This is a genomic window from Rhodanobacter soli, assembly GCF_040548735.1.
Taxonomy (GTDB): domain Bacteria; phylum Pseudomonadota; class Gammaproteobacteria; order Xanthomonadales; family Rhodanobacteraceae; genus Rhodanobacter; species Rhodanobacter soli_A.
Genome location: NZ_JBEPSD010000001.1, coordinates 740,116 through 766,605 on the forward strand (window position 1 = coordinate 740,116; position 26,490 = coordinate 766,605).

General features: G+C 66.6%; 26 protein-coding genes and 1 tRNA gene. 6 read left to right on the forward strand and 21 right to left on the reverse strand.

Features of this window, described 5'->3' with window-relative positions; genetic code table 11:
- Positions 1–3: 3 nt before the first annotated feature.
- Positions 4–492 (reverse strand): SUF system Fe-S cluster assembly regulator, encoded by a 489-nt coding sequence (locus ABIE04_RS03480; RefSeq protein ID WP_354547188.1) that lies wholly within the window; start codon positions 490–492, stop codon positions 4–6.
- Between the two features lie 140 nt (positions 493–632).
- Here ABIE04_RS03480 and ABIE04_RS03485 point away from each other — a divergent pair, with 140 nt between their 5' ends.
- Together ABIE04_RS03485 and murU are read left to right on the forward strand one after the other, a co-directional pair.
- Positions 633–1,673 (forward strand): aminoglycoside phosphotransferase family protein, encoded by a 1,041-nt coding sequence (locus ABIE04_RS03485; RefSeq protein WP_354547189.1) that lies wholly within the window; start codon positions 633–635, stop codon positions 1,671–1,673.
- Positions 1,670–2,374, forward strand: coding sequence for an N-acetylmuramate alpha-1-phosphate uridylyltransferase MurU (murU, locus tag ABIE04_RS03490; protein ID WP_354547190.1), 705 nt, complete (start codon positions 1,670–1,672; stop codon positions 2,372–2,374). The genes ABIE04_RS03485 and murU overlap by 4 nt, the downstream gene beginning before the upstream one ends.
- 73 nt (positions 2,375–2,447) lie before the next feature.
- Here the strand turns inward: murU and secF are convergent, their stop codons facing one another.
- The 9 genes from secF to ABIE04_RS03535 all read right to left on the reverse strand — a co-directional run bounded on the left by secF (position 2,448) and on the right by ABIE04_RS03535 (position 11,867).
- Positions 2,448–3,410, reverse strand: coding sequence for a protein translocase subunit SecF (gene secF / locus ABIE04_RS03495; protein ID WP_354547191.1), 963 nt, complete (start codon positions 3,408–3,410; stop codon positions 2,448–2,450).
- Positions 3,411–3,419: 9 nt separating this feature from the next.
- On the reverse strand, positions 3,420–5,303 hold the full coding sequence (gene secD / locus ABIE04_RS03500) for a protein translocase subunit SecD (protein ID WP_354547192.1): 1,884 nt from the start codon (positions 5,301–5,303) through the stop codon (positions 3,420–3,422).
- A 112-nt stretch (positions 5,304–5,415) separates the two neighbouring features.
- Positions 5,416–5,748 carry a preprotein translocase subunit YajC gene (gene yajC / locus ABIE04_RS03505; RefSeq protein WP_214555384.1) on the reverse strand — a complete coding sequence of 111 codons (333 nt, stop codon included), beginning with the start codon at positions 5,746–5,748 and terminating at the stop codon, positions 5,416–5,418.
- 183 nt (positions 5,749–5,931) lie between these two features.
- Positions 5,932–7,059 (reverse strand): tRNA guanosine(34) transglycosylase Tgt, encoded by a 1,128-nt coding sequence (gene tgt / locus ABIE04_RS03510; protein ID WP_354547194.1) that lies wholly within the window; start codon positions 7,057–7,059, stop codon positions 5,932–5,934.
- A gap of 64 nt (positions 7,060–7,123) precedes the next feature.
- Positions 7,124–8,155 (reverse strand): tRNA preQ1(34) S-adenosylmethionine ribosyltransferase-isomerase QueA, encoded by a 1,032-nt coding sequence (queA, locus tag ABIE04_RS03515; protein ID WP_354547195.1) that lies wholly within the window; start codon positions 8,153–8,155, stop codon positions 7,124–7,126.
- A 67-nt stretch (positions 8,156–8,222) separates the two neighbouring features.
- A complete protein-coding gene (locus tag ABIE04_RS03520; protein WP_354547196.1) occupies positions 8,223–8,825 on the reverse strand; it encodes a response regulator transcription factor in 603 nt (200 codons plus the stop codon).
- Positions 8,826–8,879: 54 nt separating this feature from the next.
- Positions 8,880–10,100 (reverse strand): sensor histidine kinase, encoded by a 1,221-nt coding sequence (locus ABIE04_RS03525; RefSeq protein ID WP_354547197.1) that lies wholly within the window; start codon positions 10,098–10,100, stop codon positions 8,880–8,882.
- A 44-nt stretch (positions 10,101–10,144) separates the two neighbouring features.
- A complete protein-coding gene (locus tag ABIE04_RS03530) occupies positions 10,145–10,936 on the reverse strand; it encodes an ABC transporter permease (protein WP_354547198.1) in 792 nt (263 codons plus the stop codon).
- A gap of 1 nt (position 10,937) precedes the next feature.
- A complete protein-coding gene (locus ABIE04_RS03535; RefSeq protein WP_354547200.1) occupies positions 10,938–11,867 on the reverse strand; it encodes an ABC transporter ATP-binding protein in 930 nt (309 codons plus the stop codon).
- A 290-nt stretch (positions 11,868–12,157) separates the two neighbouring features.
- On the opposite strand from ABIE04_RS03535, the gene ABIE04_RS03540 reads away from it, so the two are divergent.
- The 3 genes from ABIE04_RS03540 (at position 12,158) to upp (ending at position 14,956) form a co-directional block, all read left to right on the forward strand.
- Positions 12,158–13,654 carry an aminotransferase class III-fold pyridoxal phosphate-dependent enzyme gene (locus ABIE04_RS03540; RefSeq protein WP_354547202.1) on the forward strand — a complete coding sequence of 499 codons (1,497 nt, stop codon included), beginning with the start codon at positions 12,158–12,160 and terminating at the stop codon, positions 13,652–13,654.
- A gap of 198 nt (positions 13,655–13,852) precedes the next feature.
- The gene (locus tag ABIE04_RS03545) at positions 13,853–14,209 is read left to right on the forward strand and encodes a PsiF family protein (protein WP_354547203.1); all 357 of its coding nucleotides are present in this window, start codon (positions 13,853–13,855) and stop codon (positions 14,207–14,209) included.
- A 102-nt stretch (positions 14,210–14,311) separates the two neighbouring features.
- Positions 14,312–14,956, forward strand: a complete 645-nt coding sequence (gene upp / locus ABIE04_RS03550) for a uracil phosphoribosyltransferase (protein ID WP_354547204.1) — start codon at positions 14,312–14,314, stop codon at positions 14,954–14,956.
- A 25-nt stretch (positions 14,957–14,981) separates the two neighbouring features.
- Here upp and pip read toward each other — a convergent pair whose 3' ends face one another.
- Together pip and ABIE04_RS03560 are read right to left on the reverse strand one after the other, a co-directional pair.
- Positions 14,982–15,941, reverse strand: a complete 960-nt coding sequence (gene pip / locus ABIE04_RS03555) for a prolyl aminopeptidase (protein WP_354547205.1) — start codon at positions 15,939–15,941, stop codon at positions 14,982–14,984.
- A gap of 62 nt (positions 15,942–16,003) precedes the next feature.
- Positions 16,004–17,395, reverse strand: a complete 1,392-nt coding sequence (locus tag ABIE04_RS03560) for an FAD-binding oxidoreductase (protein WP_354547206.1) — start codon at positions 17,393–17,395, stop codon at positions 16,004–16,006.
- A 124-nt stretch (positions 17,396–17,519) separates the two neighbouring features.
- On the opposite strand from ABIE04_RS03560, the gene serA reads away from it, so the two are divergent.
- Positions 17,520–18,752 (forward strand): phosphoglycerate dehydrogenase, encoded by a 1,233-nt coding sequence (gene serA / locus ABIE04_RS03565; protein ID WP_354547208.1) that lies wholly within the window; start codon positions 17,520–17,522, stop codon positions 18,750–18,752.
- Between the two features lie 65 nt (positions 18,753–18,817).
- Here the strand turns inward: serA and ABIE04_RS03570 are convergent.
- The 9 genes from ABIE04_RS03570 to thrS form a co-directional block, all read right to left on the reverse strand.
- A tRNA-Pro gene (locus ABIE04_RS03570) sits at positions 18,818–18,894 on the reverse strand.
- A 52-nt stretch (positions 18,895–18,946) separates the two neighbouring features.
- Positions 18,947–19,303 (reverse strand): MerR family transcriptional regulator, encoded by a 357-nt coding sequence (locus tag ABIE04_RS03575; protein ID WP_056386704.1) that lies wholly within the window; start codon positions 19,301–19,303, stop codon positions 18,947–18,949.
- Positions 19,284–19,583, reverse strand: a complete 300-nt coding sequence (gene ihfA, locus ABIE04_RS03580; protein ID WP_149364272.1) for an integration host factor subunit alpha — start codon at positions 19,581–19,583, stop codon at positions 19,284–19,286. The genes ABIE04_RS03575 and ihfA overlap by 20 nt, the downstream gene beginning before the upstream one ends.
- A 1-nt stretch (position 19,584) precedes the next feature.
- Positions 19,585–21,963, reverse strand: coding sequence for a phenylalanine--tRNA ligase subunit beta (gene pheT, locus ABIE04_RS03585; protein ID WP_354547209.1), 2,379 nt, complete (start codon positions 21,961–21,963; stop codon positions 19,585–19,587).
- A 20-nt stretch (positions 21,964–21,983) separates the two neighbouring features.
- Positions 21,984–22,979 (reverse strand): phenylalanine--tRNA ligase subunit alpha, encoded by a 996-nt coding sequence (pheS, locus tag ABIE04_RS03590; protein WP_354547210.1) that lies wholly within the window; start codon positions 22,977–22,979, stop codon positions 21,984–21,986.
- 110 nt (positions 22,980–23,089) lie between these two features.
- Positions 23,090–23,449: a 50S ribosomal protein L20 gene (gene rplT / locus ABIE04_RS03595; protein ID WP_056386711.1), complete on the reverse strand. Its 360-nt coding sequence runs from the start codon at positions 23,447–23,449 to the stop codon at positions 23,090–23,092.
- A gap of 16 nt (positions 23,450–23,465) precedes the next feature.
- A complete protein-coding gene (rpmI, locus tag ABIE04_RS03600; protein WP_056386713.1) occupies positions 23,466–23,663 on the reverse strand; it encodes a 50S ribosomal protein L35 in 198 nt (65 codons plus the stop codon).
- Positions 23,664–23,997: 334 nt separating this feature from the next.
- Entirely contained in the window at positions 23,998–24,522 is a 525-nt protein-coding gene (gene infC / locus ABIE04_RS03605) for a translation initiation factor IF-3 (RefSeq protein WP_327213305.1), read from the reverse strand.
- A gap of 44 nt (positions 24,523–24,566) precedes the next feature.
- Entirely contained in the window at positions 24,567–26,468 is a 1,902-nt protein-coding gene (gene thrS / locus ABIE04_RS03610) for a threonine--tRNA ligase (protein WP_354547211.1), read from the reverse strand.
- Between the last annotated feature and the right edge of the window lie 22 nt (positions 26,469–26,490).

The window sequence follows — 26,490 nt, forward strand, 5'->3', positions numbered from 1 at the left end:
CGTTCATTCGGTAGTCACCCGGCGGGCTTTCGCCGGCATCGCGATGTCGCTCACGGCCACCGCGGCGATCCTGCGCGACGGTCGCGGCGGCTGCGGCTTGAGCATGTCGGCCAGGCTGACCGCGCGCAGTGCGTTGTCCAGCACGTTGTTGACCCGTTGCCAGCTGCCGCGCACGCCGCACTGCGACTCGCGATCGCACTGGCCTTCGGCCACGCTGCACTCGGTCATGCCGATCGGGCCTTCCAGCGCCTCGACGATCTCGGCCAGCGAGATCTCGCTGGCCGGCCGGGCCAGCCGGTAGCCGCCGTTGACGCCGCGGAACGACTCGACCAGCGCGGCATGGCTGAGCGCTTTCAGCAGCTTGCTCACCGTGGGCAGTTCCAGCCGCGCCTCGTCGGCGATCTGCACCGTGCTGAGCACCTCGGTCGGGTGCGCGGCGATGCAGGTCATCACCACGGTGGCGTAATCGGTCAGTCGGCTGACGCGGAGCATGGGGCGCTCGGGCTGGGCACTTGAATCGGGACTAAAATGGTACTGATTCGACGCCGCGCGGTCAATGCCGTGGTGTCCACCGCCTCGTCACGACGCCGGCGGATCGCTAAGCTGGCGCCATCCCGCTGCCCATGGTTGCCATGACCCCGATTCCCGACCGCGCCGCCGCCCGCCTCGCCTGGACCCGCCACGTGCTGGACGACGCCGGCCTGACCCTGGAACCCGCCTCGTCCGACGCCAGCTTCCGCAGCTACTGGCGCACCACGCACGGCGGACAAAGCTGGATCGTGATGGATTCGCCGCCGGAGCGCGAAGACCCGCGGCCGTGGCTGGCGATCGGCGCACGCCTGGCCGCCGCCGGACTGCACGTGCCGGCCGTGCAGGCGCAGGATCTGCAGCAGGGCTTCCTGCTGATCGAGGATCTCGGTTCGCGGCTGTATCTCGCCGAGTTGAACGATGCGAACGCGGACAAACTCTACGGCGACGCGATGGACGCGCTGCTCGCGATGCAGGTGCGCGTGGCCAGCGACGACCTGCCGCCGTTCGACCACGCCATGCTGGTGAGCGGACTGGAAGTGATGCCCGAATGGTTCCTCGAGCGCCATCTCGGCCACACGCCGGGTTGTGGGGAATGGGACGTGCTGGAAGCCGCCTTCGACGTGATCGTGCGCAACGCGCTGGCGCAACCACGCCGCTTCGTGCACCGCGATTTCCACAGTCGCAACCTGCTGGTGACGGATGCGCGCAATCCCGGGGTGATCGCTCCCGGACTCTCGAGTCCGGGAATTCTGGATTTCCAGGGCGCGCTGCACGGCCCGGTCACCTACGACCTCGCCTCGCTGCTGCGCGACGCCTACATCGCGTGGCCGCGCGAGCGCGTCGAAGGCTGGGTGGAGTCCTACCGGCTGCGCCTGCGGCGAGCCGGCGTGATCGGCGACGAGGTCGACGCACCGCGATTCCTGCGCTGGTTCGACCTCACCGGCCTGCACCGCCACGTGCGCGTGCTCGGCCAGTTCTACCGGCTGTGGTACCGCGACGGCAAGCCGGGCTACCTCAAGGACGTGCCGCAGGTGTATCGCTATGTGATCGAGGTGGCGGCCAGCTACCCCGAACTGGCCGACTTCGCCGCGTTGCTGGAACGGCATGCGGCCGACCGCGACCTCACGCAGGTGGCCGCATGAGGCACGCGCTGATCTTCGCCGCCGGCCTCGGCGAGCGCATGCGCCCGCTGACCGACCGCACGCCCAAGCCGCTGCTGCCGGTAGGCGGCAAGCCGCTGATCGTGTGGCACCTGGAAAAACTCGCCGCGGCCGGCGTCCATTACGTGGTGATCAACACCTCGCACCTGGCGGAACAGTTTCCCGACACGCTCGGCGACGGCTCACGCTGGGGCCTGCGCATCCGCTATGCCTACGAAGGCCCGACGCCGCTGGAAACCGGCGGCGGCATGCTGAACGCGCTGCCGCTGCTGGGCAGCGCGCCGTTCATCGCGGTCAACGGCGACATCTGGTGCGACGTCGATTTTGCCGCCTTACACAGCGAACCCGCCGGTCTTGCCCACCTGCTGCTGGTGGACAATCCGCCGCAGCACCCGCATGGCGATTTTGCGCTGGATACGCACGACACCGTGCACGACGATGGCGATGCGCGGCTGACCTTCAGCGGAATCGGCGTGTATCGGCAGGAGTTGCTGCAGGGTTGGCGCGAGGTGATCGGCAACGTCGCCGGCACGGACATGCAGCCACCCCGCTTCCGGCTCGTGCCGCTGTTGCGCGCGGCGATGGCGAATGACGCGATCAGCGGCAGCCACTACCGCGGTGCCTGGACCGACGTGGGTACGCCGCAACGGCTGGCACAGCTGGAAGCGGAACTGCGCGAATAGCGCGCGCGGATCGCCTGAATAAAAAACGGCCCGGTACAAACCGGGCCGCTACGTTTCGATAGAGTCTGTGCGCTTACGGACGCCGCGCCAGTTCCGGGTTTTCCTTGGTGACCGGCATCAGGTCCTTCTTCGACACGCCCAGCCACAGCAGGATCGGGCTGGCCACGAAGATCGAGGACAGCGTACCGACCACGATGCCGATCAGCATGGTGATGGCGAAGCCGTGCACCGCGGTACCGCCGAAGAAGTACAGCGCGCCCATGGTGATGCCGGTGAACAGCGAGGTGATGATGGTTCGCGACAAGGTGTTGTTGATCGAGCGGTTGAGGATCTCCTCCGGCTCGGCCTTGCGCGCCAGCCGGAACAGCTCGCGGATGCGGTCGAACACCACCACCTTGTCGTTGATCGAGTAGCCGATCACCGCCAGCACCGAAGCCAGCACGGTCATGTCGAACTCGCGCTGCACCAGCGCCAGCACGCCCAGCGTCACCAGCGTGTCATGCACCTCGGTGAAAACCGCGGCGATCGCGAAGCGGCGCTCGAAGCGGATCCACAGGTAGGCCATGATGCCGAGGATCACGAAGACCGCGGCCACGGTGCCGTCGCTGCGCAATTCCGCACCCACTTCCGCGGTGACAAAGTCGCGGCTCTTCAACTTGGCGTCCGGGCGGGCCGCCTGCAGCACCTTGATCACGTCGGCGGAAATGCGGTCGAGATTGAACTTGCCGCTGGCGTCCGTGGCCGCCGGGTCGTCCTTCGGCTGCAGGCGGATCGACACCTCACGGGTACCGCCGAGGCTCTGCACCATGGCATGGTCGAGACCGCCCTTGTCCAACGCAGCACGCACGTCGGCGATGTCCACCGACTGCTGGTAGTCGACCACCATCGAGACACCGCCGTTGAACTGCATCCCGTAGTTGAGTCCCTTGACCGCAATCAGCGCGATCGAAGCAACCATCAGGAAGATGGCGATGGCAATGCTGTACTTGCGCATCCCCAGGAAGTGGATGTTGCTGTCGTGATTGAAAATTTCCATGGGGGTTCCTTAGACCGACAGCGTCTTGAGCTTGCGGTGGCCGTGGATCGCCGCGGTGAACGCATGGGTCAGCGTCACCGAGGTGAACAGCGAGGTCAGGATGCCGATCATCAGCGTCACGCCGAAGCCCTTGATCGCGCCGGTACCCATCGTGGTCAGCGCCAGGGCGGCGATCAGGTGGGTGACGTTGGCGTCCAGAATGGTCGACCAGGCCTTCTCGTAACCGGCGCGGATCGAGGCATGCGGGCTCGAACCGTTGCGCAGTTCCTCGCGCACGCGTTCGCAGATCAGCACGTTCGCGTCGATCGCCATGCCCAGGGTCAGCACGATACCGGCCACGCCCGGCATGGTCAGGGTGACGCCGATCAGCGACATCACCGCCACCAGGATCACCAGGTTGAAGAACAGCGCGATGTCCGCGACCAGGCCGAACAGCTTGTAGTAGATCGCCGCCGCCAGCAGCACCAGCGTCAGGCCGAGCAGCACCGCCTTGAAGCCCTTGTCGATGTTGTCCTGGCCGAGGCTGGCGCCGATCACGCCTTCCTCGACGATATCCATCGGCGCGGCCAGCGCACCACCCTTGAGCAGCAGGGCCAGGTCGGAGGCTTCCTTCGCGCTGCCCAGGCCGGTGGTCTGGAACTGCTTGCTGAAGGGGCTCTGGATGGTGGCGTCGTTGATCACCGTCTCGGTGACCTTGGGCACGCGCACTTCCTTGCCGTCGATCACCTTGGTCTCGTAGACCTGCTCCACGTACAGCACCGCCATCGGCTTGCCGACGTTGGCGTTGGTGAAGTCGCCCATCTTCTTGGCGCCGGCGGCATTCAAGGTGACGTCGACCTTCGGCGTGCCGCTCTGCTGGTCGATGCCCGACGAGGCGTCCACCAGCTGGTTGCCGGTCACGATGATCTGCTTGCTCACCAGCACGGGCCGGTTGTCGCCGCGCATGTAGTACAGGTTCGCGTCCGGCGGGATGTTGCCGGTGCGCGCCGCTTCCACCGCGCGCGCATCACCGGGCTGGCCGATGCCGGGGCGGTACTGCAGGGTGGCGACCGCGCCGATCAGCTTCTTCGCCTCGGTCGGGTCCTGCACGCCGGCCAGTTCGACCACGATGCGGCTGTCGCCCTGCTGCTGGATCAGCGGCTCGGACACGCCCAGCGCATTGATGCGATTGCGCAGCGTGCCCAGGTTCTGCGTGATCGCGCTGCGCGACAGCTCGCGCAGCTTCTCCGGCTTGATCACCACGTTCAGCACGAACCGGTCGCCGGTGCTGGCGCCATCGGCCACGTTGAGGTCGGTGTACTCGTTGGCGATCGCGTCGGACGCGGTCTTGCGGTCGGCGTCCGAACGCAGGATCACCGCGATGCCCTGGCCGCTTGCCGCGCTGCGGGTGACCGACTCATAGCGGATGTTCTTGTCCCGCAGCAGGGAACGGATATCGTCCGCGTAGCTGTTTTCCTGCTTCTCGATCGCATCTTTCTGGTCGACCTGCATCAGGAAGTGCACGCCGCCCTGCAGGTCCAGGCCCAGCGGCATCGAGCGGGCGCCGATCGCACCCAGCCAGCCCGGCACGTTGGACTGCAGTTTGAACGCCACGGTGTAGCCGTCGCCCAGCGCCGCCTTGATCTCGTCGGCGCCGCTCTTCTGCACGTCGGAGTTGGCGAACGTCGCCAGCAGGTGGTCGCCTTCCACGAACACGTCGGTGACCGCGATCTTCTTCGCCGTCAGCGCCGCCTCCACCTTCTGCTGCACCGCCTGGTTGATCGGCGGCGCGTCGCGGTTGGCCGTGACCTGCACAGCCGGCACCGGCGGGAATGCATTCGGCAACGCGTAGATGATGCCGAACAGCATCACCAGCGCGACCAGCGCGTACTTCCAGCGAGGAAAATCACTCATGCCTTGCATCCATCAAAGCCGCGGCAGCAGGCCGCGGCGGTAGCAACAATCGGGAAATAGCCGCGTGGGAGGGCACCGCCGCAAGCTGCCGTGCGGCGCCCCGGATCCGTCCTCAGACGGACTTCAGCGAGCCCTTGGGCAATACCTGCTGGACCGCACCCTTCTGCACCTTGACCTTCACGTTGGCCGCGATCTCGACCGTGATGAACGTCTCGCCCACCTCTTCCACACGCCCGGCGATGCCGCCGTTGGTGACCACCTCGTCGCCCTTGGCCAGGCCGGCGATCAGCGCGCGATGCTCCTTCTGCCGCTTCATCTGCGGGCGGATCATCATGAAATACATCAGGCCGAACAGCACCACCATCATGATGATCATGGACATGCCGCCACCGGCGGGCTGCGGAGCAGCGGCCTGGGCGATCACGGGAGAGATCGGAAAACTCATGGTTTGTCTCGCAAGTTATGGCGCCGCCGGGGATTTCAGCTGAACGCCTGATAAAAGATTCTCGATTATGCCATGCACCCCCGGGCCGTGCACGGTGCCCTTGGCACCGCCGCAGCCAGCCGGCTGACCACTACTGAGGGCGGTCAACGCCCGTTGCAAGGCCACCCCGGCGGGCTCGTGCCCCTACGAAATCACGGCGCCCTGGCGGCGGGCGTAGAACTCCGCTACGAACGCCTCCAGCGTGCCACCGGCGATCGCCTGGCGCAGACCGGCCATCAGCCGCTGGTAGTAGCGCAGGTTGTGCATGGTGGCGAGCTGGCTGCCGAGGATCTCGTTGCAGCGGTCGAGGTGGCGCAAGTAGGCCCGGCTGAACCCGTGGCTGCAGGCATAGCAGTCGCAACCTTCCTCGATCACCCCGGTATCGGCGGCGTACTTCGCGTTGCGGATGCGCAGTGTGCCCGCGGCGGTGAACAGGAAACCGTTGCGCGCGTTGCGCGTAGGCATCACGCAGTCGAACATGTCGATGCCGCGGCACACCGCTTCCACGATATCTTCCGGCCGCCCCACGCCCATCAGGTAGCGCGGCTTGTCGGCCGGCAGCAGCGACACGGTGAAGTCCAGCGTTTGGTTGCGCTCGGCCTCCGGCTCGCCCACGGCAAGGCCGCCCACCGCATAGCCGTCGAAACCGATGTCCACCAGGCCCGCCGCGGAACGCCGGCGCAGGTTCTCGTACACGCTGCCCTGCACGATGCCGAACAGCGCGTTCGGGTTCTTCAGGTCGTCAAAGGCCTGGCGCGAGCGTCCGGCCCAGCGCAGCGACAGTTCCATCGAATCCGACGCCACCTTCTCGGTGGCCGGATACGGCGTGCACTCGTCGAAGATCATCGCGATGTCCGAATCCAGCGTCTTCTGGATCCGCATCGACACTTCCGGCGACAGGAACACCTTCGAGCCGTCCACCGGCGAGGCAAACGTGACGCCCTCCTCGGTGATCTTGCGCTTGTGCGCCAGCGAGAACACCTGGAAGCCGCCCGAATCGGTGAGGATCGGCTTGTCCCAGCCGATGAACCGATGCAGCCCGCCGAACTGCTCGACGATCTCCAGCCCCGGCCGCAGGAACAGGTGGAACGTGTTGCCCAGGATGATCTCGGCACCGATGTCGGTGACGTCGCGCGGGGTCATCGCCTTGACCGAACCGTAGGTGCCCACCGGCATGAACGCCGGCGTCTCCACCGTGCCGCGGGCAAAGGTGAGGCGGCCGCGGCGGGCGGCGCCATCGATGGCGTGGAGGTCGAATCGGAGGGAAGTCATCCGGCCATTATCGCGGGTTTGGCCAGGCCCCGCACTGTGGGCTCCTACACAGACGGTGTGCCGCTCATACGCCCCGCGGCAGGATCAGCATCGCGTCCCCGTAGGAGAAGAAGCGGTAGCGCTGCTCGACCGCGTGGCGGTAGGTATCGAGGACGAACTCGCGCCCGGCCAGCGCGGACACCAGCATCAGCAGGGTCGACTGCGGCAGGTGGAAGTTGGTGAGCAGGCCGTCGATGCTGCTGAAGCGGTAGCCGGGGAAGATGAAGATCTGCGTCTCGCCGGCGAACGGATGCAGCTCGCCGTCCTTGCTGGCGCTTTCCAGCGCGCGCACCACGGTGGTACCGACCGCGATCACGCGCCCGCCATTCGCACGGGTGCGGCGGATCTGCCCGATCAGGTGCGCCCCGACGTTGAGCCATTCGCGGTGCATGTGGTGATCCTTCAGGTCGTCCACGCGCACCGGCTGGAACGTGCCGGCGCCGACATGCAGGGTGACGTAGCCGAACTCGACGCCGCGCTCGCGCAGCTTGGCCAGGATCGCCTCGTCAAAATGCAGCCCGGCGGTGGGCGCCGCCACCGCGCCGGACTCGCGCGCGAACACCGTCTGGTAGCGCTCCATGTCGCTGGCGTCGGCGTGCCGCTCGATGTACGGCGGCAACGGCATCTCGCCCAGCTTCAGCAGCAATTTTTCCAGCGGCTCCGGCGCCTCGAAATGCAGCCGGAAGAAGCCTTCGTCGCGGCCCAGCACCACCGCATGGCTGCCGTCGGCCAGCTCGATCCGGCCGCCCTCCTTCGGTTTCTTGCTGACCCCCAGCTGCACGGTGGCCTCGTGCGCGCCGGTGACCCGCTCGATCAGGATCTCCACCGCGCCGCCGGTATCCTTGCGCCCATACAGCCGCGCCGGCAGCACGCGGGTGTCGTTGAACACCAGCAGGTCGCCGGGGCGCAGGAAGTCGGGCAGCTCGCGGAACATGCGGTCCTGGCGCGACTGCGCCGCCACGTCGAGCAACAGCATGCGGCTGGCCGAACGCTCGGGCAGCGGGGCCTGCGCGATCAGCTCGGGCGGCAGGTCAAAATCGAAATCGGATTTCTTCAAGGTGGTATTCGGCCGGCGCCAGTAAACGAGACATTATCCCGCAGCGCGCCGGTTCTTGCGCGGCGGCCTACAGCCAGCCCTTCTGCCGTGCCAGTCGATAAGCCTCGATGCGATTGGCGACGCCGAGTTTGCCGATCGCCTCGGACAGGTAGTTGCGCACGGTGCCGTGCGAGAGATTCAACTGCGCGGCAATATCACCTGCCGACTGTCCTTCGCCGGCCAGGCGCAGCACCTGGCGCTCGCGGTCGTTGAGCGGATCTGCTTCGGACCAGGCCTCCAGCGCCAGCTGCGGATCGATCGCGCGGCCGCCGCGGTGCACCGTGCGCAAGGCCTCGGCGAGGTTCTCGGCGGGCGCATCCTTCAGCAGGTAGCCGGACACACCGGCATCCAGCGCGCGGCGCAGGAAACCGGGACGCGCGAAGGTGGTGACGATGACCACCTTGATCGGCAGTTCCTGGCGCTGGATGCGCTGCGCCAGCTCCAGCCCGGTCAGGCCGGGCATCTCGATGTCGGTGACCAACACATCGGGCTTGAGCCTTTGAAGGTCCCGCCACGCCGCTTCGCCGTCCGCGGACGAACCGAGCACCTCGATGTCGAATTCAAGCTTGAGCAGGGCCGAGAGCGCCCCCCGCACCATCGCCTGGTCTTCGGCCAGCAATACGCGAATCATGCCATCACCTGCTCGTCGAAAAAGGAAGGCTGGCGCAGGACAGCACCGCGCCGATCAAGCCGCAGGATAGCCGGGCGTGGCCTGTGCCGACGACGCGGCTGACGGCGGATGCCGCGAAGTCTCCACCAGGCGCAACACCGGCACCGGCACGACCACCCGCAGACGCGTGCCGTTTCCGCGCGGTGACTCGACGCTCAGGCTGCCGCCCATGGCACGCACGCGCTCGCGCATCCCGCTCATGCCATTGCCGTCGCCGGTGATGCCGCCGCGACCGTTGTCGTTGATCTGCATGCAGACGGTGGCGTGCTCGCGCACCAGTTCGATCTGCACGCGGCTGGCATCGGCGTGACGGGCAATATTGGTAACCGCCTCGCGCAGCACCAGCGACAGGCCGCGCTCGATCTCGCCGGGCATATCGAGCGGCGGCGAGCCGTACTCCAGGTGCACGCGCGAGGACTCCAGCAGCAGGCGCGCCGCCGCCAGCTCGGCCGCCAGATCGGTGGCACGGATACCGGTGACCGCGCTACGCACCTCGGCCAGCGCGTGGCGGGCAACTTTCTCAGCCTCCTCCACCTCGCGTTTGGCCGCGTCGACGTCGCGGTCAAACAGCTTGCGCGACAGTTCCAGCTTCAGCGTGATCAGCGACAACGTATGGCCGAGCAAATCGTGCAGATCGCGCCCGATCCGCTCACGCTCCGCGGTGGCGGCAAGCCGACGCACTTCGTCGTGGGAAAGGCTGAGGGCGACATCCTTTTCCTTGTGGATCTGCTCGACCGTGACGATGGTGCAGACGATGAACACCGTGGCAGGCATGATCACCAGCAGCGACGTCGGATAGCCGATCCACCAGGCCAGCGCCACATAGATGACATTGATCAGCAATACCTGGATCACGTAGCTGCGAATGCGCCGCGTCTCGCAATGGCGCAGCATCACGCAGGCGTACACGAAGTAGCTGAGGCCGCTGGGGTACCAGCGCAGCAGGCAGAAACACAGTGCCGCCATGCCCCATGCGTAGAGATACGCAACTCGCCGAGGAGCCAGCAGCAGCTTGGCAAACAGCAGCAGGAACACCGGATACGAGCCTAGCGTGAACAGCAGCCACGTCAGCGTGTAGCCACGCACGCCATGGTCGAACAGCGGCGTGATGAAGATCCACATCGACCACAGCAAGTGCACGCCGTCCGACCATGGCGACTTGCCTCGGCGCAGGTTGTCAGCCACCGCGGAATCGGGGGCCGGCACGAACCATCGGGCGATGAAAGCGGGGATCATGGCGTGGTTCACCACTGGGGATCGGGTCTGCATGGCATGCTACTTCAACCGTGCCGGCGCAGGCGCCGCGCCGCCATCAGCAGGAACGCCGCGGCAAAACCGACGAGCACCAGCGCATGGCCCAGCAGCGAGCCCTTGCTCATGCCCACCGCCGCCAGCGCCAGCATGTTCAGGTGGTAGCTCGGCCACACCGGCGCGATCTGCTGCAGGAACTTCGGCAGCATCGGCAGCGGCATCCACAGGCCGGACAGGAACGACATCGGCAGGTAGATCAACTGCAGCATGCCGGGCGCACCCTGCCCCTTGATCAGGGTGCCGACGAACATGCCCAGCGCGCAGAACGGCAGCACGCCGAGCGTGCCTGCGAGCAGCAAGGCGATGGCCTGGAGCGGGTTCAGCGTCACATGTCCCAGCAGCAATGCCATCGCCATCAGCAGCAGGATCACCACGCCGGCCGCCGCCATCGCCATCAGCATCTTGCCCAGCAGGTAGGCGCCCGGTGGCATCGGCAAGGCGCGCTTGAACGTCAGCAATCCGCCGTCGCGCTCCAGCGCCAGCGACACGCCGAAGCCGAACAGGCCCGGACTCATCACGCCGAACACGCCGTAGCTGGCCAGCAGGTAGCGTGCCGCCTCGGCGCCGTTGGACTTCGCCATCAGCACGCCGAACAGCAAGTAGAACATGGCCGGGAACAGCATGATCGGCAGCATGAAGCCGGGCGCGCGCATGTAGCGCAGGCATTCGCTGCGCGCCTCTTCGAGATAGGCGCCGATCACCCGGCGGCGCGGCATGCCGATGACAGGTGCCGATGCCGTGACGGAAATGGCGGTTTGCATGTCAGGCGGCCTCGCGCTGGTCGGTGTCCGCGGGCTCGTCGGCATCGCGGGTGAGTTCGGTGAAGGCCTCGGCCAAGCCGGCGCGCTGCACTTCCAGTTCGCCCAGTTGCGGGTCGGCATCGAGCAGGCGGCGCACCACGGCTTCGGCCTCGGCGGTGCCGATGTGCAGACGCTCGTTTTCCCGACGTACTTCGCTGACCTCGGGCCAGCCGCGCACCGTATCGGCCGGCAGCGTGCTGAGGCAGCGGACGCGCTTCAGCGCCACCCGTGCCCGCAATGCCTCGACGGTGCCTTCGTGGATCATCCGCCCGCGCGACATCACGCAGACGCGATCGGCCAGCGCCTCGGCCTCTTCCAGGTAATGCGTGGTCAGCAGCACCGAGCAGCCCTCGGCAACCAGCTGGCGGATCGCCGCCCACAGCTTCTGCCGCGCCTCGATGTCCATGCCCACGGTGGGTTCGTCCAGGAACAGCAGTTCGGGCCGGCCGCACAGCGCCAGCGCGAACTGCACGCGCCGCTGCTGGCCGCCGGAGAGTTTCGCGTAGGGCCGGCCGAGCAGGTCGGTAACGCCAGCCAGCTCCGCGCTTTCGGCCATGGCTCGCGGTGCCGGGTAATAACTGGCGGTCAGCCGCAGCAACTCGCCCACGCGCAGCGTGGGCGGCAGCTCGGCGTTCTGCAGCATCACGCCGATGCGGCGGCGCGCCTCGATCCGCTGCGGATCCCGGCCGAACAGCTCGACGGTGCCGGCGTCGGCCCGGATCAGCCCCAGCAGCAGGCCGATCGCGGTGGTCTTGCCGGCGCCATTCGGGCCGAGCAACGCCAGCAGTTCGCCGCGGTGCAGTTGCAGGTCGGCGCCATCCAACGCGGTGAGCCGACCGCAGCGCTTGATGGCGCCATCGAGACGGGCAATGGGGTCGTGGGACTGTGGCATGGAAATCCTCCGGTGCCGTGCATCCTGCGCGCGGGCAGCCACGGCCGGCAGTCGCCGGCGTCAGCCATCCGGAATGACAGCCGTCACCCACGGCCCTGGCACGGGGTTACGGCCATCGCCGCCGCAAGGTATCCTGTGAGGGATAAAGGCGCACCGGAAGCGCCCGTCCAGCGGCGTGAAACGCCTGAAAACATTGAGGAAGCGCCTGCTTTCGCGCTTCCCGCCACGCATTCACCAATCCCGCCACCCGGCACGGCATGCCGCCGCGGCGGAGCTACGGAGGATTCATCATGGGTGTGATCAACCAGCTGCGCGAACTGCGCGAATTCGGCGGCAAGCCGCGGACCACCGGCCTGGACGACGCCAGCATCGAGCGCATGGCGGCGAACGACCCATTGCTGGTTCAGGCCATTGCCGAGGCGGTGGCACGTCACCATGAATTGCGCGCCGAATTGGGTGACTTCCTGAAACTGGACGAAGCCGAACAGCTCGCCCGGGTGCAGGCCGGCTTCGTCAACTTCTATCCCGACGACGCGATCAACCCGTACCTGCCCGCCACCGCACGCGGCCCGTGGATCGTCACCCTGAAGGGTGCCGTGGTGCACGACAACGGCGGCTACGGCATGCTCGGCTTCGGCCACAACGACCCGGCGATCCTGGCCGCGCTGGCCCGCCCGCAGGTGATGGCGAACGTGATGTCACCCAGCGTGTCGCAGCTGCGTTTCACCGCGGCGCTGGACAAGGAACTCGGCCGCAACCGCGGCGGCAGCCCGTATGCACGCTATCTGTGCCTCAACTCCGGTTCCGAATCGGTCTCGCTGGCCTGCCGCATCGCCGACGTCAACGCCAAGGCGATGACCGACGCCGGCGCCCGCTACGCCGGCCGCACGATCAAGCGCCTGGCGGTGAAGGGCGCGTTCCACGGTCGCACCGAGGCGCCGGCGCTGTACTCCGATTCCAGCCGCAAGACCTATCAGCAGAACCTTGCCAGCTACCGCCACGAGAACACCCTGATCACCGTGGCGCCTTACGACGTGACGCAGCTGGAAGCGGCGTTCGCCGACGCCGACAAGCACGGCTGGTTCATCGAGGCGATGTTCCTGGAGCCGGTGATGGGCGAAGGCGACCCGGGTCGCGCGGTGACGCCGGAGTTCTACAAGGCCGCACGCGCACTGACCGAATCGCACGGCACTCTGCTGCTGGTCGACTCGATCCAGGCCGGCCTGCGCGCGCACGGCGTGCTGTCGTTTGTCGACTACCCCGGTTTCGAAGGCTTGCCGCCGCCGGACATGGAAACCTTCTCCAAGGCGCTCAACGCCGGCCAGTATCCGCTGTCGGTGCTGGCCGTCAGCGAACGCGCCGCCGGGCTGTACCGCAAGGGCATCTACGGCAACACCATGACCGCCAATCCGCGCGCGCTGGACGTGGCCCTGGCCACGCTGGGCGAGCTCAGCGACGAGGTGCGCAGCAACATCCGCGAGCGCGGCAAGGAATTCGTCGACAAGCTCAACGCGCTGAAGAACGAGCTGGGCGGCCTGATCACCAAGGTGCAGGGCACCGGCCTGCTGTTCTCCTGTGAGCTGGCACCCGAGTACAAGTGCTACGGCGCCGACTCCACCGAGGAATACATGCGCGAGCACGGCGTCGGCGTGATCCATGGCGGCACCAATTCGCTGCGCTTCACCCCGCACTTCAAGGTCACCAGCGCCGAGGTCGACCTGATCATCGCCCACGTGCGCAAGGCGCTGCTCGAAGGCCCGCGCAAGGCCAAGGCCGAAGCGGCCTGACCGGCAGGAGCGTGGGCGGCGGAAGCCGTTCGGGCCCCTACCGCTCGCGCTCCTGGCCCACACCAGTGGCGGCGACGCACGACACGTCGCCGCAGCTGAATACTTCATGCACGTAAGATCTTGCCGACTCCCGTGAGAGTGGCCCCCTGCATAGACTGACCCGGCCGGCAGCTGCCGGTCACCCAGGGAGGACTCACCATGTCACTGTCACTACGTCTGCTCGCCGTCAGCGCTGCCTTCGCCTTTGCCGGCGCCGCCTTCGCGGCCAGCCCGGCCGCCACCCCCGCCACCGCACCGGCTGCCAAGCCGCATACTGCCCAGCAGCAGCGCATGATCGACTGCAACAAGCAGGCGACCGGCAAGAAAGGCGCCGAACGCAAGACCTTCATGAGCTCCTGCCTGAAGGGTGAAAGCACCGCGGCCGCGCCAGCGGCCAAGCAGACCCAGCAGGGGAAGATGGCGACCTGCAATGCCGACGCCAAGACCAAGGCGCTCAAGGGGGCCGAGCGCAAGGCCTTCATGAGCGAATGCCTGAAGGGCCACGCCGCAGCGTAATCCACCAGCCAGCCCGCGCACGCCTGTGCGTGCGCGGGTGAAGCCGCTTCGCTAAGCTCCCCGACTGTCGCGCACCTTGCGCCGCCCCTGAAGACAGTCACCATGAAGATCGTCGAAGTGCGCCACCCGCTGATCCAGCACAAGCTCGGCCTGATGCGCCGCGCCGGCATCAGCACCAAGGAGTTCCGCGAGCTGGCCTCCGAGGTCGCCGCCCTGCTCACCTACGAGGCCACCAAGGACCTGGAAACCATCGAGGAGCAGATCGAAGGCTGGGCCGGGCCGCTGCAGGTGCACCGGATCAAGGGCAAGAAGATCACCATCGTGCCGATCCTGCGCGCCGGCCTGGGCATGCTGCCCGGCGTGCTCGACCTGATTCCCGCCGCCAAGGTCAGCGTGGTCGGCCTGCAGCGCGACGAGCAGACGCTGAAGCCGACGACCTACTACGAGAAGCTCAGCGGCCGCATGGATGAACGCACCGCGCTGATCGTCGACCCGATGCTGGCCACTGCCGGCACCCTGATCGCCACCGTCGACATGCTCAAGGCGGCCGGCTGCAAGCGCATCAAGGGACTGTTTCTGGTTGCCGCACCGGAAGGCCTCGAGCGCGTCGAGGCAGCGCACCCGGACATCGAGATCTATACCGCCGCGATCGATGAACGCCTGAACGAACGCGGCTACATCCTGCCCGGCCTCGGCGACGCCGGGGACAAGATCTTCGGCACCAAACAGCTGCCGGCGAACGACTGAAGCGGCTCCGGCGGCGGCCGGAGGTTCAGCGGCCGAAGCGGTCGGTCGCCTCCACCAGTTCGTGCACGATGCCCGGTTCGAACGCGGAATGGCCGGCGTCCTGCACGATGTGCAGGTCGGCCTCGGGCCAGGCGCGATGCAGGTCCCACGCGCTGCGCAGCGGACAAACCACGTCGTAGCGGCCCTGCACGATCACTGCCGGGATGTTGCGGATGCGCTCGATGTTGCGCAGCAGCTGGTCGTCGTGTTCGAAGAAGCCGCCGTTGACGAAGTAGTGGCACTCGATGCGCGCGAACGCCAGCGCGAACTCGTCCTCGGCGCTGGATTCGATGTGCGACTTGTCCTGCCACAGGAAGCTGGTGGCGCCCTCCCACACCGACCAGGCACGCGCCGCGTCGGTACGCGTCTTCGCATCGGGGCTGGTCAGGCGGCGGTGATAGGCACTCATCAGGTCGCCGCGTTCGACCTCGGGGATCGCGTTGAGATAGGTCTCCCAGGCATCCGGATACAGCGCGTCGCAGCCCTTCTGGTAGAACCATTCCAGTTCCCAGCGGCGCAGCATGAAGATGCCGCGCAACACCAGTTCGCTGACCTTGTCAGGGTGCGTCTGCGCATACGCCAGCGCCAGCGTGGAACCCCACGAACCGCCGAACACCTGCCAGCGCTCGACGCCCAGACGCTCGCGCACGCGCTCGATGTCGGCGACCAGATCCCAGGTGGTGTTGTCGGTCAATTCCGCATGCGGCTTGGACTTGCCGCAGCCGCGCTGGTCGAACAGCACGATGCGGTAGACCGCCGGATCGAAGAAGCGCCGGCACTTCGCATTGGTGCCGCCGCCCGGACCGCCATGCAGGAACACCACCGGCTTGCCGTTCGGGTTGCCGCACTGCTCGTAGTACAGCGTATGCAGCGGAGACACCGACAGGAACCCGCTGTCGAACGGTTCGATTTCGGGGTACAACGAACGCAGCGGCGACGACGGCATGACGGCTCCTTCGAACCAACAGACAAGCCGCCAAGCCTAGCACGGGCGCGGCTTCCGGGCTCTCAATCCGTCACGAACAGCTTGCCGGGATTGAGGACGCCGTTGGGGTCGAACACCTTGCGCACTCCGCGCATCAGGGCGATTTCCGCCGCGCTGCGGGTGCTTTCCAGGTATGCCCGCTTGACCAGGCCGATGCCGTGCTCGGCCGAAATGCTGCCGCCATGGCGCTGCAGCGTCGCGGCCAACAGCTTGGTGACGTGTTCGCACTGGGCGATGAACGCGTCCTCGGCCAGACCATCCGGGCGCAGCACGTTGATGTGCAGGTTGCCGTCACCGATATGCCCGAACCAGACCACGTCGGCCTGCGGATACTCGTGCGCCAGCAACGCCTGCATCTCGTGCAGGAACGCCGGCACCGCACTGACCCGCACCGACACGTCGTTCTTGTACGGCCGCCGCGGCGCCAGGCTCTCGGTGATGCCTTCGCGCAGCCGCCACAAGGCGGCGGCCTGGGCCTCGCTCTGCGCGATCACGCCGTCGCCGATCCAGCCTTCCGTCATGCCCTGCTCGAACGCGGCCAGCGCAGCCTCCTGCTGCCGCTCGTCGGCCGCATCGAACTCGGTCACCACGTAGTACGGGTAGTCGCCGTCGATGGCGCGCTGCGCGCCGTGCGCCAGCACGTGCCGCAACGCGTGGTCGGTGAAGAACTCGAACGCCTGCAAGGCCAGCCGCGCACGGAACAGCGCGAACACCTGCATCAGCGCATCCATGTCCGGCAGCGCCAGCAGCATCACCTGCGACGGCGGTGGCGGATCGGTCAGCTTGAGCGTGGCTTCGACCACGATGCCCAGGGTTCCCTCCGAACCGATCAGCAACTGGCGGAAGTCATAGCCGCTGGAGTTCTTGATCAGGCCACGGTTGAGTTCGAGCAACTCACCGTTGCCGGTGACCACCTTCAGCCCGGCGATCCACTCGCGCGTGTTGCCGTAGCGGATCACCCGGATGCCGCCGGCATTGGTGGCGATGTTGCCGCTGATCGAGCAGGAGCCGCGCGCGGCGAAATCGACCGGATAGACCAGGCCATGCTGGCGGGCAGCTTCCTGCACGTGCTGCAGGATCATCCCGGGTTGCACGGTGAGCGTGCGGTCGACCGCGTTGAAATCCAGCACCCGGTTCATCCGCTCCAGGCTCAGCACCAGCTCGCCGTTGGCCGCCACGGCACCACCGGACAGGCCGGTGCGGCCGCCGGAGGGCACGATTGCCACGCGCTGTTCGTTCGCCCAGCGCACGATGGCCTGCACCTCTTCCGTGCTGGCCGGCAGCGCGATCGCCAGCGGCGCCGGGTCCCAGCGGCGGGTCCAGTCGCGGCCGTAATGTTCCAGGTCGGCAGGTGCGGTGAGCAGGCGCAGCTCGGGCAACCGGCGGGACAAATCGGCAAGACGGGGGTCGGACATGCTGGGCTCCGGGATCATCCCCACAGCCTGCCAGCCGCATCGTGCCGCGTCCAGTGTTGCAGTGCCGCAATTTGTCGCCGGCTCTGGCATAGTAAGCGCTCCATTCCTTAGCCAGGACCGACGCATGCAGACCTCCTACCCCCGCCAGGACATCAAGGTATTGCTGCTGGAGGGCGTCAGTGCGAGTGCGGTCGAGAACTTCCGCCGCGCCGGCTACAGCCAGGTCGAGCTGCACGCGAAATCGTTGCCGGAAGATGAGCTCAAGCGGCGCATCGGCGACGCGCACATCGTCGGCATCCGCTCGCGCACCCAGCTCACCGCCGAGGTGCTGGCACAGGCCAAGCGGCTGATCGCGGTGGGCTGCTTCTGCATCGGCACCAACCAGGTGGACCTGGGCGCCGCGCGCAAGCTCGGCGTGCCGGTGTTCAACGCGCCTTATTCCAACACCCGCAGCGTGGCCGAGCTGGTGATCGCCGAGGCGATCATGCTGCTGCGCGGCATCCCGCAGAAGAACGCGCAGTGCCACCGCGGCGGCTGGGCCAAGTCGGCCAGCGGCAGCTACGAGACGCGCGACAAGGTGCTCGGCATCGTCGGCTATGGCCATATCGGCACCCAGGTCGGCGTGCTGGCCGAGAGCCTGGGCATGCGGGTGATCTTCCACGACATCGAGACCAAGCTGGCGCTGGGCAATGCACGCGCCGTGTCCAGCCTGGACGAACTGCTGGAACGCGCCGACGTGGTTACCCTGCACGTGCCGGAAACTCCCGCCACGCAGCTGATGATCCGCCGCGAGCAACTGGCGAAGATGCGCGCCGGCGCGATGCTGATCAACGCCTCGCGCGGCAGCGTGGTGGATATCGACGCGCTGGCCGCGGTGCTGCGCGCTGGCCACCTGGCCGGCGCCGCGGTCGACGTGTTCCCGCTCGAACCGAAAGGCAACGACGATCCCTTCGTCTCGCCGCTGATCGGCCTGGACAACGTGATCCTGACCCCGCACATCGGCGGCAGCACGCTGGAGGCGCAGGACAACATCGGCATCGAGGTCGCCAGCAAGCTGGTCCGCTACAGCGACAACGGCTCTACCCTGTCGGCGGTGAATTTCCCCGAAGTCGCCCTGCCCGAACACCCGCACAGCCGCCGCCTGCTGCACATCCACCGCAACGTGCCGGGTACGCTCTCGCGCATCAACGAACTGTTCTCGGCCGGCAACATCAACATCGACGCGCAGTTCCTGCAGACCGACGGCGAAGTGGGCTACGTGGTGATCGACGTCAGCGCCGACGAGGCCCAGGCCAGCGAACTGAAGACGAAACTGGCGGCGATTCCCGGGACGCTGCGCAGCCGCGTGCTGTACTGAGGGCGCGCACCCGACGCGGAAACGACAACGGCGCCCAAGGGCGCCGTCACGATGCTTCACCGAATTGGTCGGGGCGGCCGGATTCGAACCGACGACCCTCTGCCCCCCAGGCAGATGCGCTACCAGGCTGCGCTACGCCCCGACATACGGCAAGCTGGCAAGTCTAGCAGCTTGTACGGCGCGTCCGGAAGACTTCAGCGGCGCAGCAGGGTCAGCACTTCTTCCAGCTCCATCCGCACCTGGCGCACGATCTGGTGCGAGATGCTCGCCTCCATCCGCGCCTGCGGGCCTTCCAGCCGCGCGCGCGCGCCGGTGATGGTGAAGCCTTCGTCGTACAGCAGCGAACGGATCTGGCGGATCATCAGCACGTCGTGGCGCTGGTAGTAACGGCGGTTGCCGCGGCGCTTGACCGGATTGAGCGCAGGAAACTCCTGCTCCCAGTAGCGCAGCACGTGGGGCTTCACACCGCACAACTCGCCGACCTCACCGATGGTGAAGTAGCGCTTGGCCGGGATGGCAGGCAGCTCGGTGTTATTCCCTTGATCCAGCATAGCCCTCGACTCTTACCTTGAGTTTTTGTCCCGGTCGGAACGTCACCACGCGCCGGGCGGAGATCGGAATCTCCTCGCCGGTTTTCGGGTTGCGTCCTGGCCGCTGGTTCTTCAACCGCAAATCGAAATTCCCGAAACCGGACAACTTCACCTGTTCGCCGCTTTCCAGCGCCCCGCGGACCACCTCGAAATAGGCGTCCACGAACTCCTTCGCCTCACGCTTGTTGAGGCCCACGTCGAGGAAAAGCCGCTCGGCCATTTCTGCCTTGGTCAGCGCCATTTCACCCTCGCAGCTTTGCCTTGCATGATTGCTCCAACGCAGCTATCGCTTCACGTACGCAACGGTCCGCGTCATCGTCGGTAAGCGTGCGTGAAGCGTCCTGTAAAATCAAGCCCATAGCGAGACTTTTTCGGCCCGCTTCGACTCCTTTGCCGCTGTAACGGTCGAACAGGCGCAATTCCTTCAGCCGTTCGCCCAGCGTGTGGCGAACCGTTTGCTCGATCTGTGACCAGCTGACCGTTTCCGGCAGGTCCACCGCGATGTCGCGGCGTACCGCGGGGAACCTTGGCACCGCCCGTGCCTGCGGCAGGCGGCGCGCCAGCAGCGGTTCCAGGGCCAGCTCCAGCACGTGCACGTCGGCGCCCAGGTCCAGCGCCTTGGCCAGCTGCGGATGCAGCGCACCGAGATAGCCCACGGTCGCGCCATCGCGCACCACCCGCGCGCCGCGCCCCGGGTGCAGCCAGCCCGGCAGGCCATCGGCATGCACCGACCAGCGCTGCGGCTCGCCACCCCAGGCGATCAAGGCATCCAGGTCACCCTTGAGGTCATGGAAATCCAGCGTCCGCGCCGGCTCGCCCCACTGCTCGGCACGGGCATGGCCGCAGGCGACGATGGCCAGGCTCGGCGTTTCCACCGGGGGATCGCCTTCACCAAATACCCGCGCGAGCTCGAACAGGCGCACCCGCTCCTGCTGGCGCGCGCGGTTGTGGCGCAGCGCCTCGACCAGCCCCGGCAGCAGCGATGGCCGCATCACCGCCAGATCGGCCGACAGCGGATTGGCCAGCGGTACCAGGCGCTCGGTGAAACCCCAGTCCGCCAGCAGGTCGGCCGCGACGAAGGACAGATTCACCGCCTCGTAGTAGCCGCGCGCGGCCAGCTGCTCGCGCAGCGCCAGCTCGCCGATGCGTGCCTCCGGCTCGATCGCCAGGGTCAGCGCGCCGGCCGGCGTCGCGGTGGGGATGTTGTCGTAGCCGAAGATACGCGCGACTTCCTCGATCAGATCCTCCTCGCGCTCGATGTCGAAACGGCTGCTCGGTGCGGTGACCTGCCAGCCATCTGCGGTCGTTGCCACCTGCATGCCCAGCGCGGTGAAGATGCGCGCCACTTCGGCATCCGCCACGTCCACGCCGAGCACGCGCTTCAGGCGCGCGCGGCGCAAGGTCACCGCCGCCGGCACCGGCAGGTCGGCCAGGTTCTCCGCCACCAGCACCGGCCCGGCCGTGCCGCCGGCGATCGCCAGCAGCAGTTCGGTGGCACGCTCCAGCGCGCGCCGCGGCAGTTCCGGATCGACGCCTCGTTCGAAGCGGTGCGAGGCATCGGTGTGCAGGCCGAGCTTGCGCGCGCGGCCCATGATAGCGGCCGGCGCGAAGTGCGCAGATTCCAGGAAGATGTTGTGCGTGGCATCGGTGACGCGCGAGTCGAAGCCGCCCATCACGCCGGCAACCGCGAGCGGTTTCTTCTCATCGGCGATCAGCACGAAGCCTGCATCCAGTTTCGCCTCGTTGCCGTCGAGCAGCTTCAGCGTCTCGCCGGCGCGCGCATGGCGCACCACGATGTCGCCTTCGAGCGTGTCGTTGTCGAACGCATGCAGCGGCTGGCCCAGTTCGAGCATCACGTAGTTGGTGACGTCGACGACCGCGCTGATCGGGCGCAAGCCGGCACGGCGCAGGCGTTCGGCCAGCCACAGCGGCGTGCGCGCGGCCGGATCGATGCCCTCGACGATACGGCCGAGATAGCGCGGTGCGTCCTTGCCGGCTTCCAGCCGGATGCCGCGACGTGCGGCGCCGGTGACCGGCGCTGTCGCCTGTACCGGCACCTTCACCGTGCTGCCGAACAACGCGGCCACGTCGTGCGCCAGGCCGACCAGGCCGAGGCAGTCGGGCCGGTTCGGGGTGAGCTTCAGCTCGAAGCTGGCGTCGGGCAGGCCGAGATAATCGGCCAGCGACTGACCGACTGGTGCGTCGAGCGGCAGTTCCAGCAAACCGGAGGCGTCGGCGTCGATACCCAGTTCCTTCGCCGAGCACAACATGCCGGACGACTCGACCCCGCGCAGCTTTGCCGCCTTGATCGCGATACCGCCGGGCAGCGTGGCACCGATCATCGCCAGCGGCACCTTGATGCCGACGCGCGCGTTCGGTGCGCCGCAGACGATCTGCAGCGGCTCGCCCTGCCCCGCGTTCACCTTGCATACCTGCAGCCGGTCCGCTTCCGGGTGCTTTTCGGCAGCGATGATCTCGGCCACCACCACGCCGGCCAGGTCGGCGCCCAGCGGCGTGAGTTCTTCCACTTCCAGCCCGGCCATGGTCAGCGCATGGGCCAGTGCGGGGCGGTCGGCCTTGATCTCGACCAGCTCGCGCAGCCAGTTCTCGGAAAATTTCATGTGTCGTGTCCCTGGCGCGGTTAGGCGAACTGCTTGAGGAAGCGCAGGTCGTTCTCGAAGAACGCGCGCAAATCGGAAACGCCGTAGCGCAGCATCGCGAAGCGTTCCACGCCGAGGCCGAAGGCGAAGCCGGTGTAGCGCTCCGGGTCGATGCCGCAGTTCTTCAGCACGTTCGGATGGACCATGCCGCAGCCGAGCACTTCCAGCCAGCGGGTGGAGCCGTCTTCAGCGTCCCAGCGGATGTCCACCTCGGCCGAAGGTTCGGTGAACGGGAAGTAGCTGGGGCGGAAGCGCATCTCGAAATCGCGCTCGAAGAACGCGCGGATGAACTCGGCCAGGGTGCCCTTCAGGTCGGCGAAACTGGAGGTCTCGTCGACCAGAAGGCCCTCGATCTGATGGAACATCGGCGAATGTGTCTGGTCCGAATCGCTGCGGTAGACCTTGCCCGGCGCGATGATGCGAATCGGCGGCTGGCGGCCGGCCATGCTGCGGATCTGCACCGGCGACGTATGCGTGCGCAGCAGGCGGCCATCGCCGAAGTAGAAGGTGTCGTGCATGGCGCGCGCCGGATGGTGCGGCGGGAAGTTCAGCGCCTCGAAGTTGTGCCAGTCGTCCTCGATCTCCGGGCCATCGGCACGCTGGTAGCCGAGCCGCGCGAAGATCGACGCGATACGCTCCAGCGCGCGGGTGATCGGATGGATGCCGCCGCGCTCGCCATCGCGCCCTGGCAGGCTGATGTCGAGCTTCTCGGAGGCGAGGCGGCGATCGAGCTCGGCCTGCTCCAGCACCTGCTTGCGCGCGGCCAGCGCGTCGACGAGACGATCCTTCACGCGGTTCACTTCGGCGCCGCGCGCCTTGCGCTCATCCGGCGCCAGCGCGCCAAGCGTCTTCAGCGCGGCGGTGACGATGCCATTCTTGCCCAGCAGTCCAACGCGCAGCGCATCGAGCGCCTCCAGCGTGTCGGCCTTGTCGATATCGGCCAGCGCCTGCGCGGCGCGGCTGTCCAGGTCGTCCATCGATACGATTCCCACTTGAGGACCCCACAGAAACGAAAACGGGGAGGAGGCGTTGGCCTCCTCCCCGCTTGCTTTACATCATATCGCGCTGACGCAGGAGCGTCCGACGATCAAGCGGCCAGACTGGCCTTCGCTTTCTCGGCGATCACTTCAAACGCCTTGATGTCGTGCACGGCGATATCAGCGAGGACCTTGCGGTCGACGGTGATGCCGGCCTTGCTCAGGCCATTGATCAGGCGGCTGTAGGACAGCCCGAACATGCGCGCGGCGGCGTTGATGCGGACGATCCACAGCGCACGGAACTGGCGCTTGCGCTGCTTGCGGCCGATATAGGCGTACTGGCCGGCCTTGATGACGGCCTGGTTGGCAACGCGGAAGACCTTGCGGCGGGCGTTGTAGTAACCCTTGGCGCGGCCGATGATTTTCTTGTGACGACGACGGGCGGTAACGCCACGCTTTACACGAGCCATGGTTTATCTCCTCGTCTTACAAGTACGGCAGCATGCGGGCCACACCCGGGGCGTCACACGCCTTGAGGTGGTTCTTGGAACGCAAGCCGCGCTTCAGCTTGGTCGATTTCTTGGTCAGGATGTGTGACCGGAAGGCGTGGCCGCACTTGATCTTGCCCGACGCGGTCTTGCGAAAACGCTTCGCAGCCGCCCGGTTGGTCTTGATCTTGGGCATGGTAATGCTCCTTGTATGGGGGCTCGCCCTGCGCGGGCAGCCCCGGTTTCTGACTGATCTGGCGGTGGCCTGGGGCCACGCTTTCCGTCCTGCCACGATCGGTGCACGACCCATCCAGGCGGGTCGAACCCGTAATCATACGGGTTCATAAAGCTCAACGCCAGCACGAAGTGCTGGCCATTGCCTCCTCTCCCTGCGGGAGAGGATTGAGGTGAGGGTGCGGGACGTGTCGCGCAGCCCAATGAAACAGCTGCTTTCACACGATGCGACGCGAAAGATCATCGCCCGCGAGCAGGCCGGGCTCCTACCGCACAGCCCAAATGTCGCCAGCCGCCTATTTCTTCTTGGGTCCGATCATCATGACCATCTGGCGCCCTTCCAGACGCGGGAACGACTCGATCTGGCCGTTCTCGCCGACGTCTTCCTGAATCTTCTTGGCCAGGTTCTGGCCCAGGTCCTGGTGCGACATCTCGCGGCCGCGGAAGCGGATGGTGACCTTGACCTTGTCGCCCTCTTCCAGGAAGCGAAGCATGTTGCGCAGCTTGATCTGGTAGTCGCCCACGTCCGTGACCGGGCGGAACTTCACTTCCTTGATCTCGACCTGCTTCTGCTTCTTCTTGGCGGCCTGCGCCTTCTTCTGGGCTTCGAACTTGAACTTGCCGTAATCCATGATGCGGCAGACCGGCGGGTCGCCGTTCGGCTGGATCTCGACCAGATCCATGCCTGCTTCCTGCGCCAGGCTCAGCGCCTCGTCACGGCTGAGAATGCCCAGCTGTTCCGAGTCAGCGCCAATCACGCGCACGCGCGGTACGCGGATTTCCAGGTTACGACGATTGCCCTTGTTGTCGGTGGTAGCGATACCACGATCCTCCAGAAGAAGTAATGAAACAGACCGCCCGGCGCTCAGCGCCGGATTTCGGTCTCCAGTCGTTCGGCGAAGCTAGCCAGCGGCATGCTGCCCAGGTCCTCGCCGGAACGGGTACGTACAGAAACGGCACCCGTTTCCTTCTCGCGATCACCGATCACGAGAAGATAAGGCACTTTCTGCATCGTATGTTCGCGGATTTTATAGCCGACTTTCTCGTTGCGCAAATCCGATTGTACCCGGAAACCTTTGTCGACAAGGGCTTGCGTCACCTCACGGACGTAATCGGCCTGCGCGTCGGTGATATTGAGCACCACCGCCTGCATTGGGGCCAGCCAGGCCGGCAGCAGGCCGGCGTGGTGTTCGATCAGGATGCCGATGAAACGCTCCATCGAACCCACGATGGCCCGGTGCAGCATCACCGGATGCCGTTTCTGCGAGTGTTCGTCCACGTATTCGGCGCCGAGGCGCTCGGGCATCATGAAGTCGACCTGCATGGTGCCGACCTGCCAGGCGCGGCCGATCGAGTCCTTCAGGTGGTACTCGATCTTGGGCGCGTAGAACGCGCCCTCGCCCGGCAATTCCTCCCATTCCACGCCAGCGGCGCGCAGCGCACGGCGCAGCATTTCCTCGGTGCGGTCCCAGAACTCGTCGGAACCGATGCGCTTGTCCGGCCGCAGCGCCAGCTTGATCGCCAGGTCGGTGAAACCGAAGTCGGCATACACCTTCATTGCCTGCAGGTGGAACGCGGTGACTTCCTCCTCGACCTGCTCCGGCGTGCAGAAGATGTGGCCGTCGTCCTGGGTGAACGCGCGCACGCGCATGATGCCGTGCAGCGCGCCGGACGGCTCGTTGCGATGGCAGCCGCCGAACTCGCCGTAGCGGATCGGCAGCTCGCGGTAGCTGTGCAGGCCGGTGTTGAACACCTGCACGTGGCCCGGGCAGTTCATCGGCTTCAGCGCGAACGTATGCTTCTCCGACTCGGTGAAGAACATGTTCTCCTTGTAATTGTCCCAGTGCCCGGACTTCTTCCACAACGACACGTCCAGCACCATCGGGCAGCGCACTTCCTGGTAGCCGCTCTTCTTGTACACGCCGCGCATGTACTGCTCGACCTGCTGCCAGATCGCCCAGCCGTTCGGGTGCCAGAACACCATGCCGGGGCTTTCCTCCTGCTGGTGGAACAGGTCGAGCTGCTTGCCGATCTTGCGGTGGTCGCGCTTCTCGGCCTCCTCCAGCTGGTACAGGTAGGCCTTCAGGTCCTTGTCGTTGAGCCAGGCGGTGCCGTAGATGCGGCTGAGCATCGCGTTGTTGGAATCGCCGCGCCAATACGCACCGGCCACCTTCATCAGCTTGAAGGAATGCAGCTTGCCGGTGTTCGGCACGTGCGGGCCGCGGCACAGGTCGGTGAACTCGCCCTGCGAATACAGCGACAGCGGCTCGTCGGACGGAATCGACGCAATGATCTCGGCCTTGTAGCTCTCGCCCAGGCCGCGGAAGAACGCCACCGCCTCATCGCGCGACTTCACGCTGCGCGTCACCGACAGTTGCTCGTCGACGATCTTGTGCATCTCCGCCTCGATCTTCGGCAGGTCGTCCGGGGTGAACGGCCGTTCGTAGGCGAAGTCGTAGTAGAAGCCGTTCTCGATCACCGGACCGATCGTGACCTGTGCGCCCGGGAACAGCCGCTGCACCGCCTGGCCCATCAGGTGCGCGGTGGAATGGCGCAGGATTTCCAGCGCCTCGGGGCTCTTCTCGGTGACGATCTGCAAGCTGGCGTCGTGCTCGATCGGGAAGCTGGCGTCGACCAGCTTGCCGTCGACCTTGCCGGCCAGCGTCGCCTTGGCCAGGCCGGCGCCAATCGCGGCGGCCACGTCCTGCACGGTGACGGGATGATCGAACGGCTTCTTGCTGCCGTCGGGTAGCGTGATTTCAATCATGGGAGCTTCTCTGGAAAAACAA

Coding starts and splice junctions, on each gene's coding strand:
- ihfA (WP_149364272.1), bottom strand. CDS start 19,583: ATGGCGCTGACCAAGGCAGAAATGGCCGAGCGGCTTTTCCTCGACGTG.
- rpmI (WP_056386713.1), bottom strand. CDS start 23,663: ATGCCCAAGATCAAGACCAACCGGGCGGCTGCGAAGCGTTTTCGCAAG.
- ABIE04_RS03575 (WP_056386704.1), bottom strand. CDS start 19,303: ATGCTGGATCAAGGGAATAACACCGAGCTGCCTGCCATCCCGGCCAAG.
- secD (WP_354547192.1), bottom strand. CDS start 5,303: ATGAGTGATTTTCCTCGCTGGAAGTACGCGCTGGTCGCGCTGGTGATG.
- ABIE04_RS03480 (WP_354547188.1), bottom strand. CDS start 492: ATGCTCCGCGTCAGCCGACTGACCGATTACGCCACCGTGGTGATGACC.
- ABIE04_RS03520 (WP_354547196.1), bottom strand. CDS start 8,825: ATGATTCGCGTATTGCTGGCCGAAGACCAGGCGATGGTGCGGGGGGCG.
- ABIE04_RS03535 (WP_354547200.1), bottom strand. CDS start 11,867: ATGCCACAGTCCCACGACCCCATTGCCCGTCTCGATGGCGCCATCAAG.
- secF (WP_354547191.1), bottom strand. CDS start 3,410: ATGGAAATTTTCAATCACGACAGCAACATCCACTTCCTGGGGATGCGC.
- ABIE04_RS03485 (WP_354547189.1), top strand. CDS start 633: ATGACCCCGATTCCCGACCGCGCCGCCGCCCGCCTCGCCTGGACCCGC.
- thrS (WP_354547211.1), bottom strand. CDS start 26,468: ATGATTGAAATCACGCTACCCGACGGCAGCAAGAAGCCGTTCGATCAT.
- ABIE04_RS03560 (WP_354547206.1), bottom strand. CDS start 17,395: ATGTCCGACCCCCGTCTTGCCGATTTGTCCCGCCGGTTGCCCGAGCTG.
- upp (WP_354547204.1), top strand. CDS start 14,312: ATGAAGATCGTCGAAGTGCGCCACCCGCTGATCCAGCACAAGCTCGGC.
- ABIE04_RS03545 (WP_354547203.1), top strand. CDS start 13,853: ATGTCACTGTCACTACGTCTGCTCGCCGTCAGCGCTGCCTTCGCCTTT.
- murU (WP_354547190.1), top strand. CDS start 1,670: ATGAGGCACGCGCTGATCTTCGCCGCCGGCCTCGGCGAGCGCATGCGC.
- serA (WP_354547208.1), top strand. CDS start 17,520: ATGCAGACCTCCTACCCCCGCCAGGACATCAAGGTATTGCTGCTGGAG.
- pheS (WP_354547210.1), bottom strand. CDS start 22,979: ATGGACGACCTGGACAGCCGCGCCGCGCAGGCGCTGGCCGATATCGAC.
- pip (WP_354547205.1), bottom strand. CDS start 15,941: ATGCCGTCGTCGCCGCTGCGTTCGTTGTACCCCGAAATCGAACCGTTC.
- yajC (WP_214555384.1), bottom strand. CDS start 5,748: ATGAGTTTTCCGATCTCTCCCGTGATCGCCCAGGCCGCTGCTCCGCAG.
- ABIE04_RS03540 (WP_354547202.1), top strand. CDS start 12,158: ATGGGTGTGATCAACCAGCTGCGCGAACTGCGCGAATTCGGCGGCAAG.
- tgt (WP_354547194.1), bottom strand. CDS start 7,059: ATGACTTCCCTCCGATTCGACCTCCACGCCATCGATGGCGCCGCCCGC.
- ABIE04_RS03530 (WP_354547198.1), bottom strand. CDS start 10,936: ATGCAAACCGCCATTTCCGTCACGGCATCGGCACCTGTCATCGGCATG.
- rplT (WP_056386711.1), bottom strand. CDS start 23,449: ATGGCTCGTGTAAAGCGTGGCGTTACCGCCCGTCGTCGTCACAAGAAA.
- pheT (WP_354547209.1), bottom strand. CDS start 21,963: ATGAAATTTTCCGAGAACTGGCTGCGCGAGCTGGTCGAGATCAAGGCC.
- ABIE04_RS03525 (WP_354547197.1), bottom strand. CDS start 10,100: ATGATCCCCGCTTTCATCGCCCGATGGTTCGTGCCGGCCCCCGATTCC.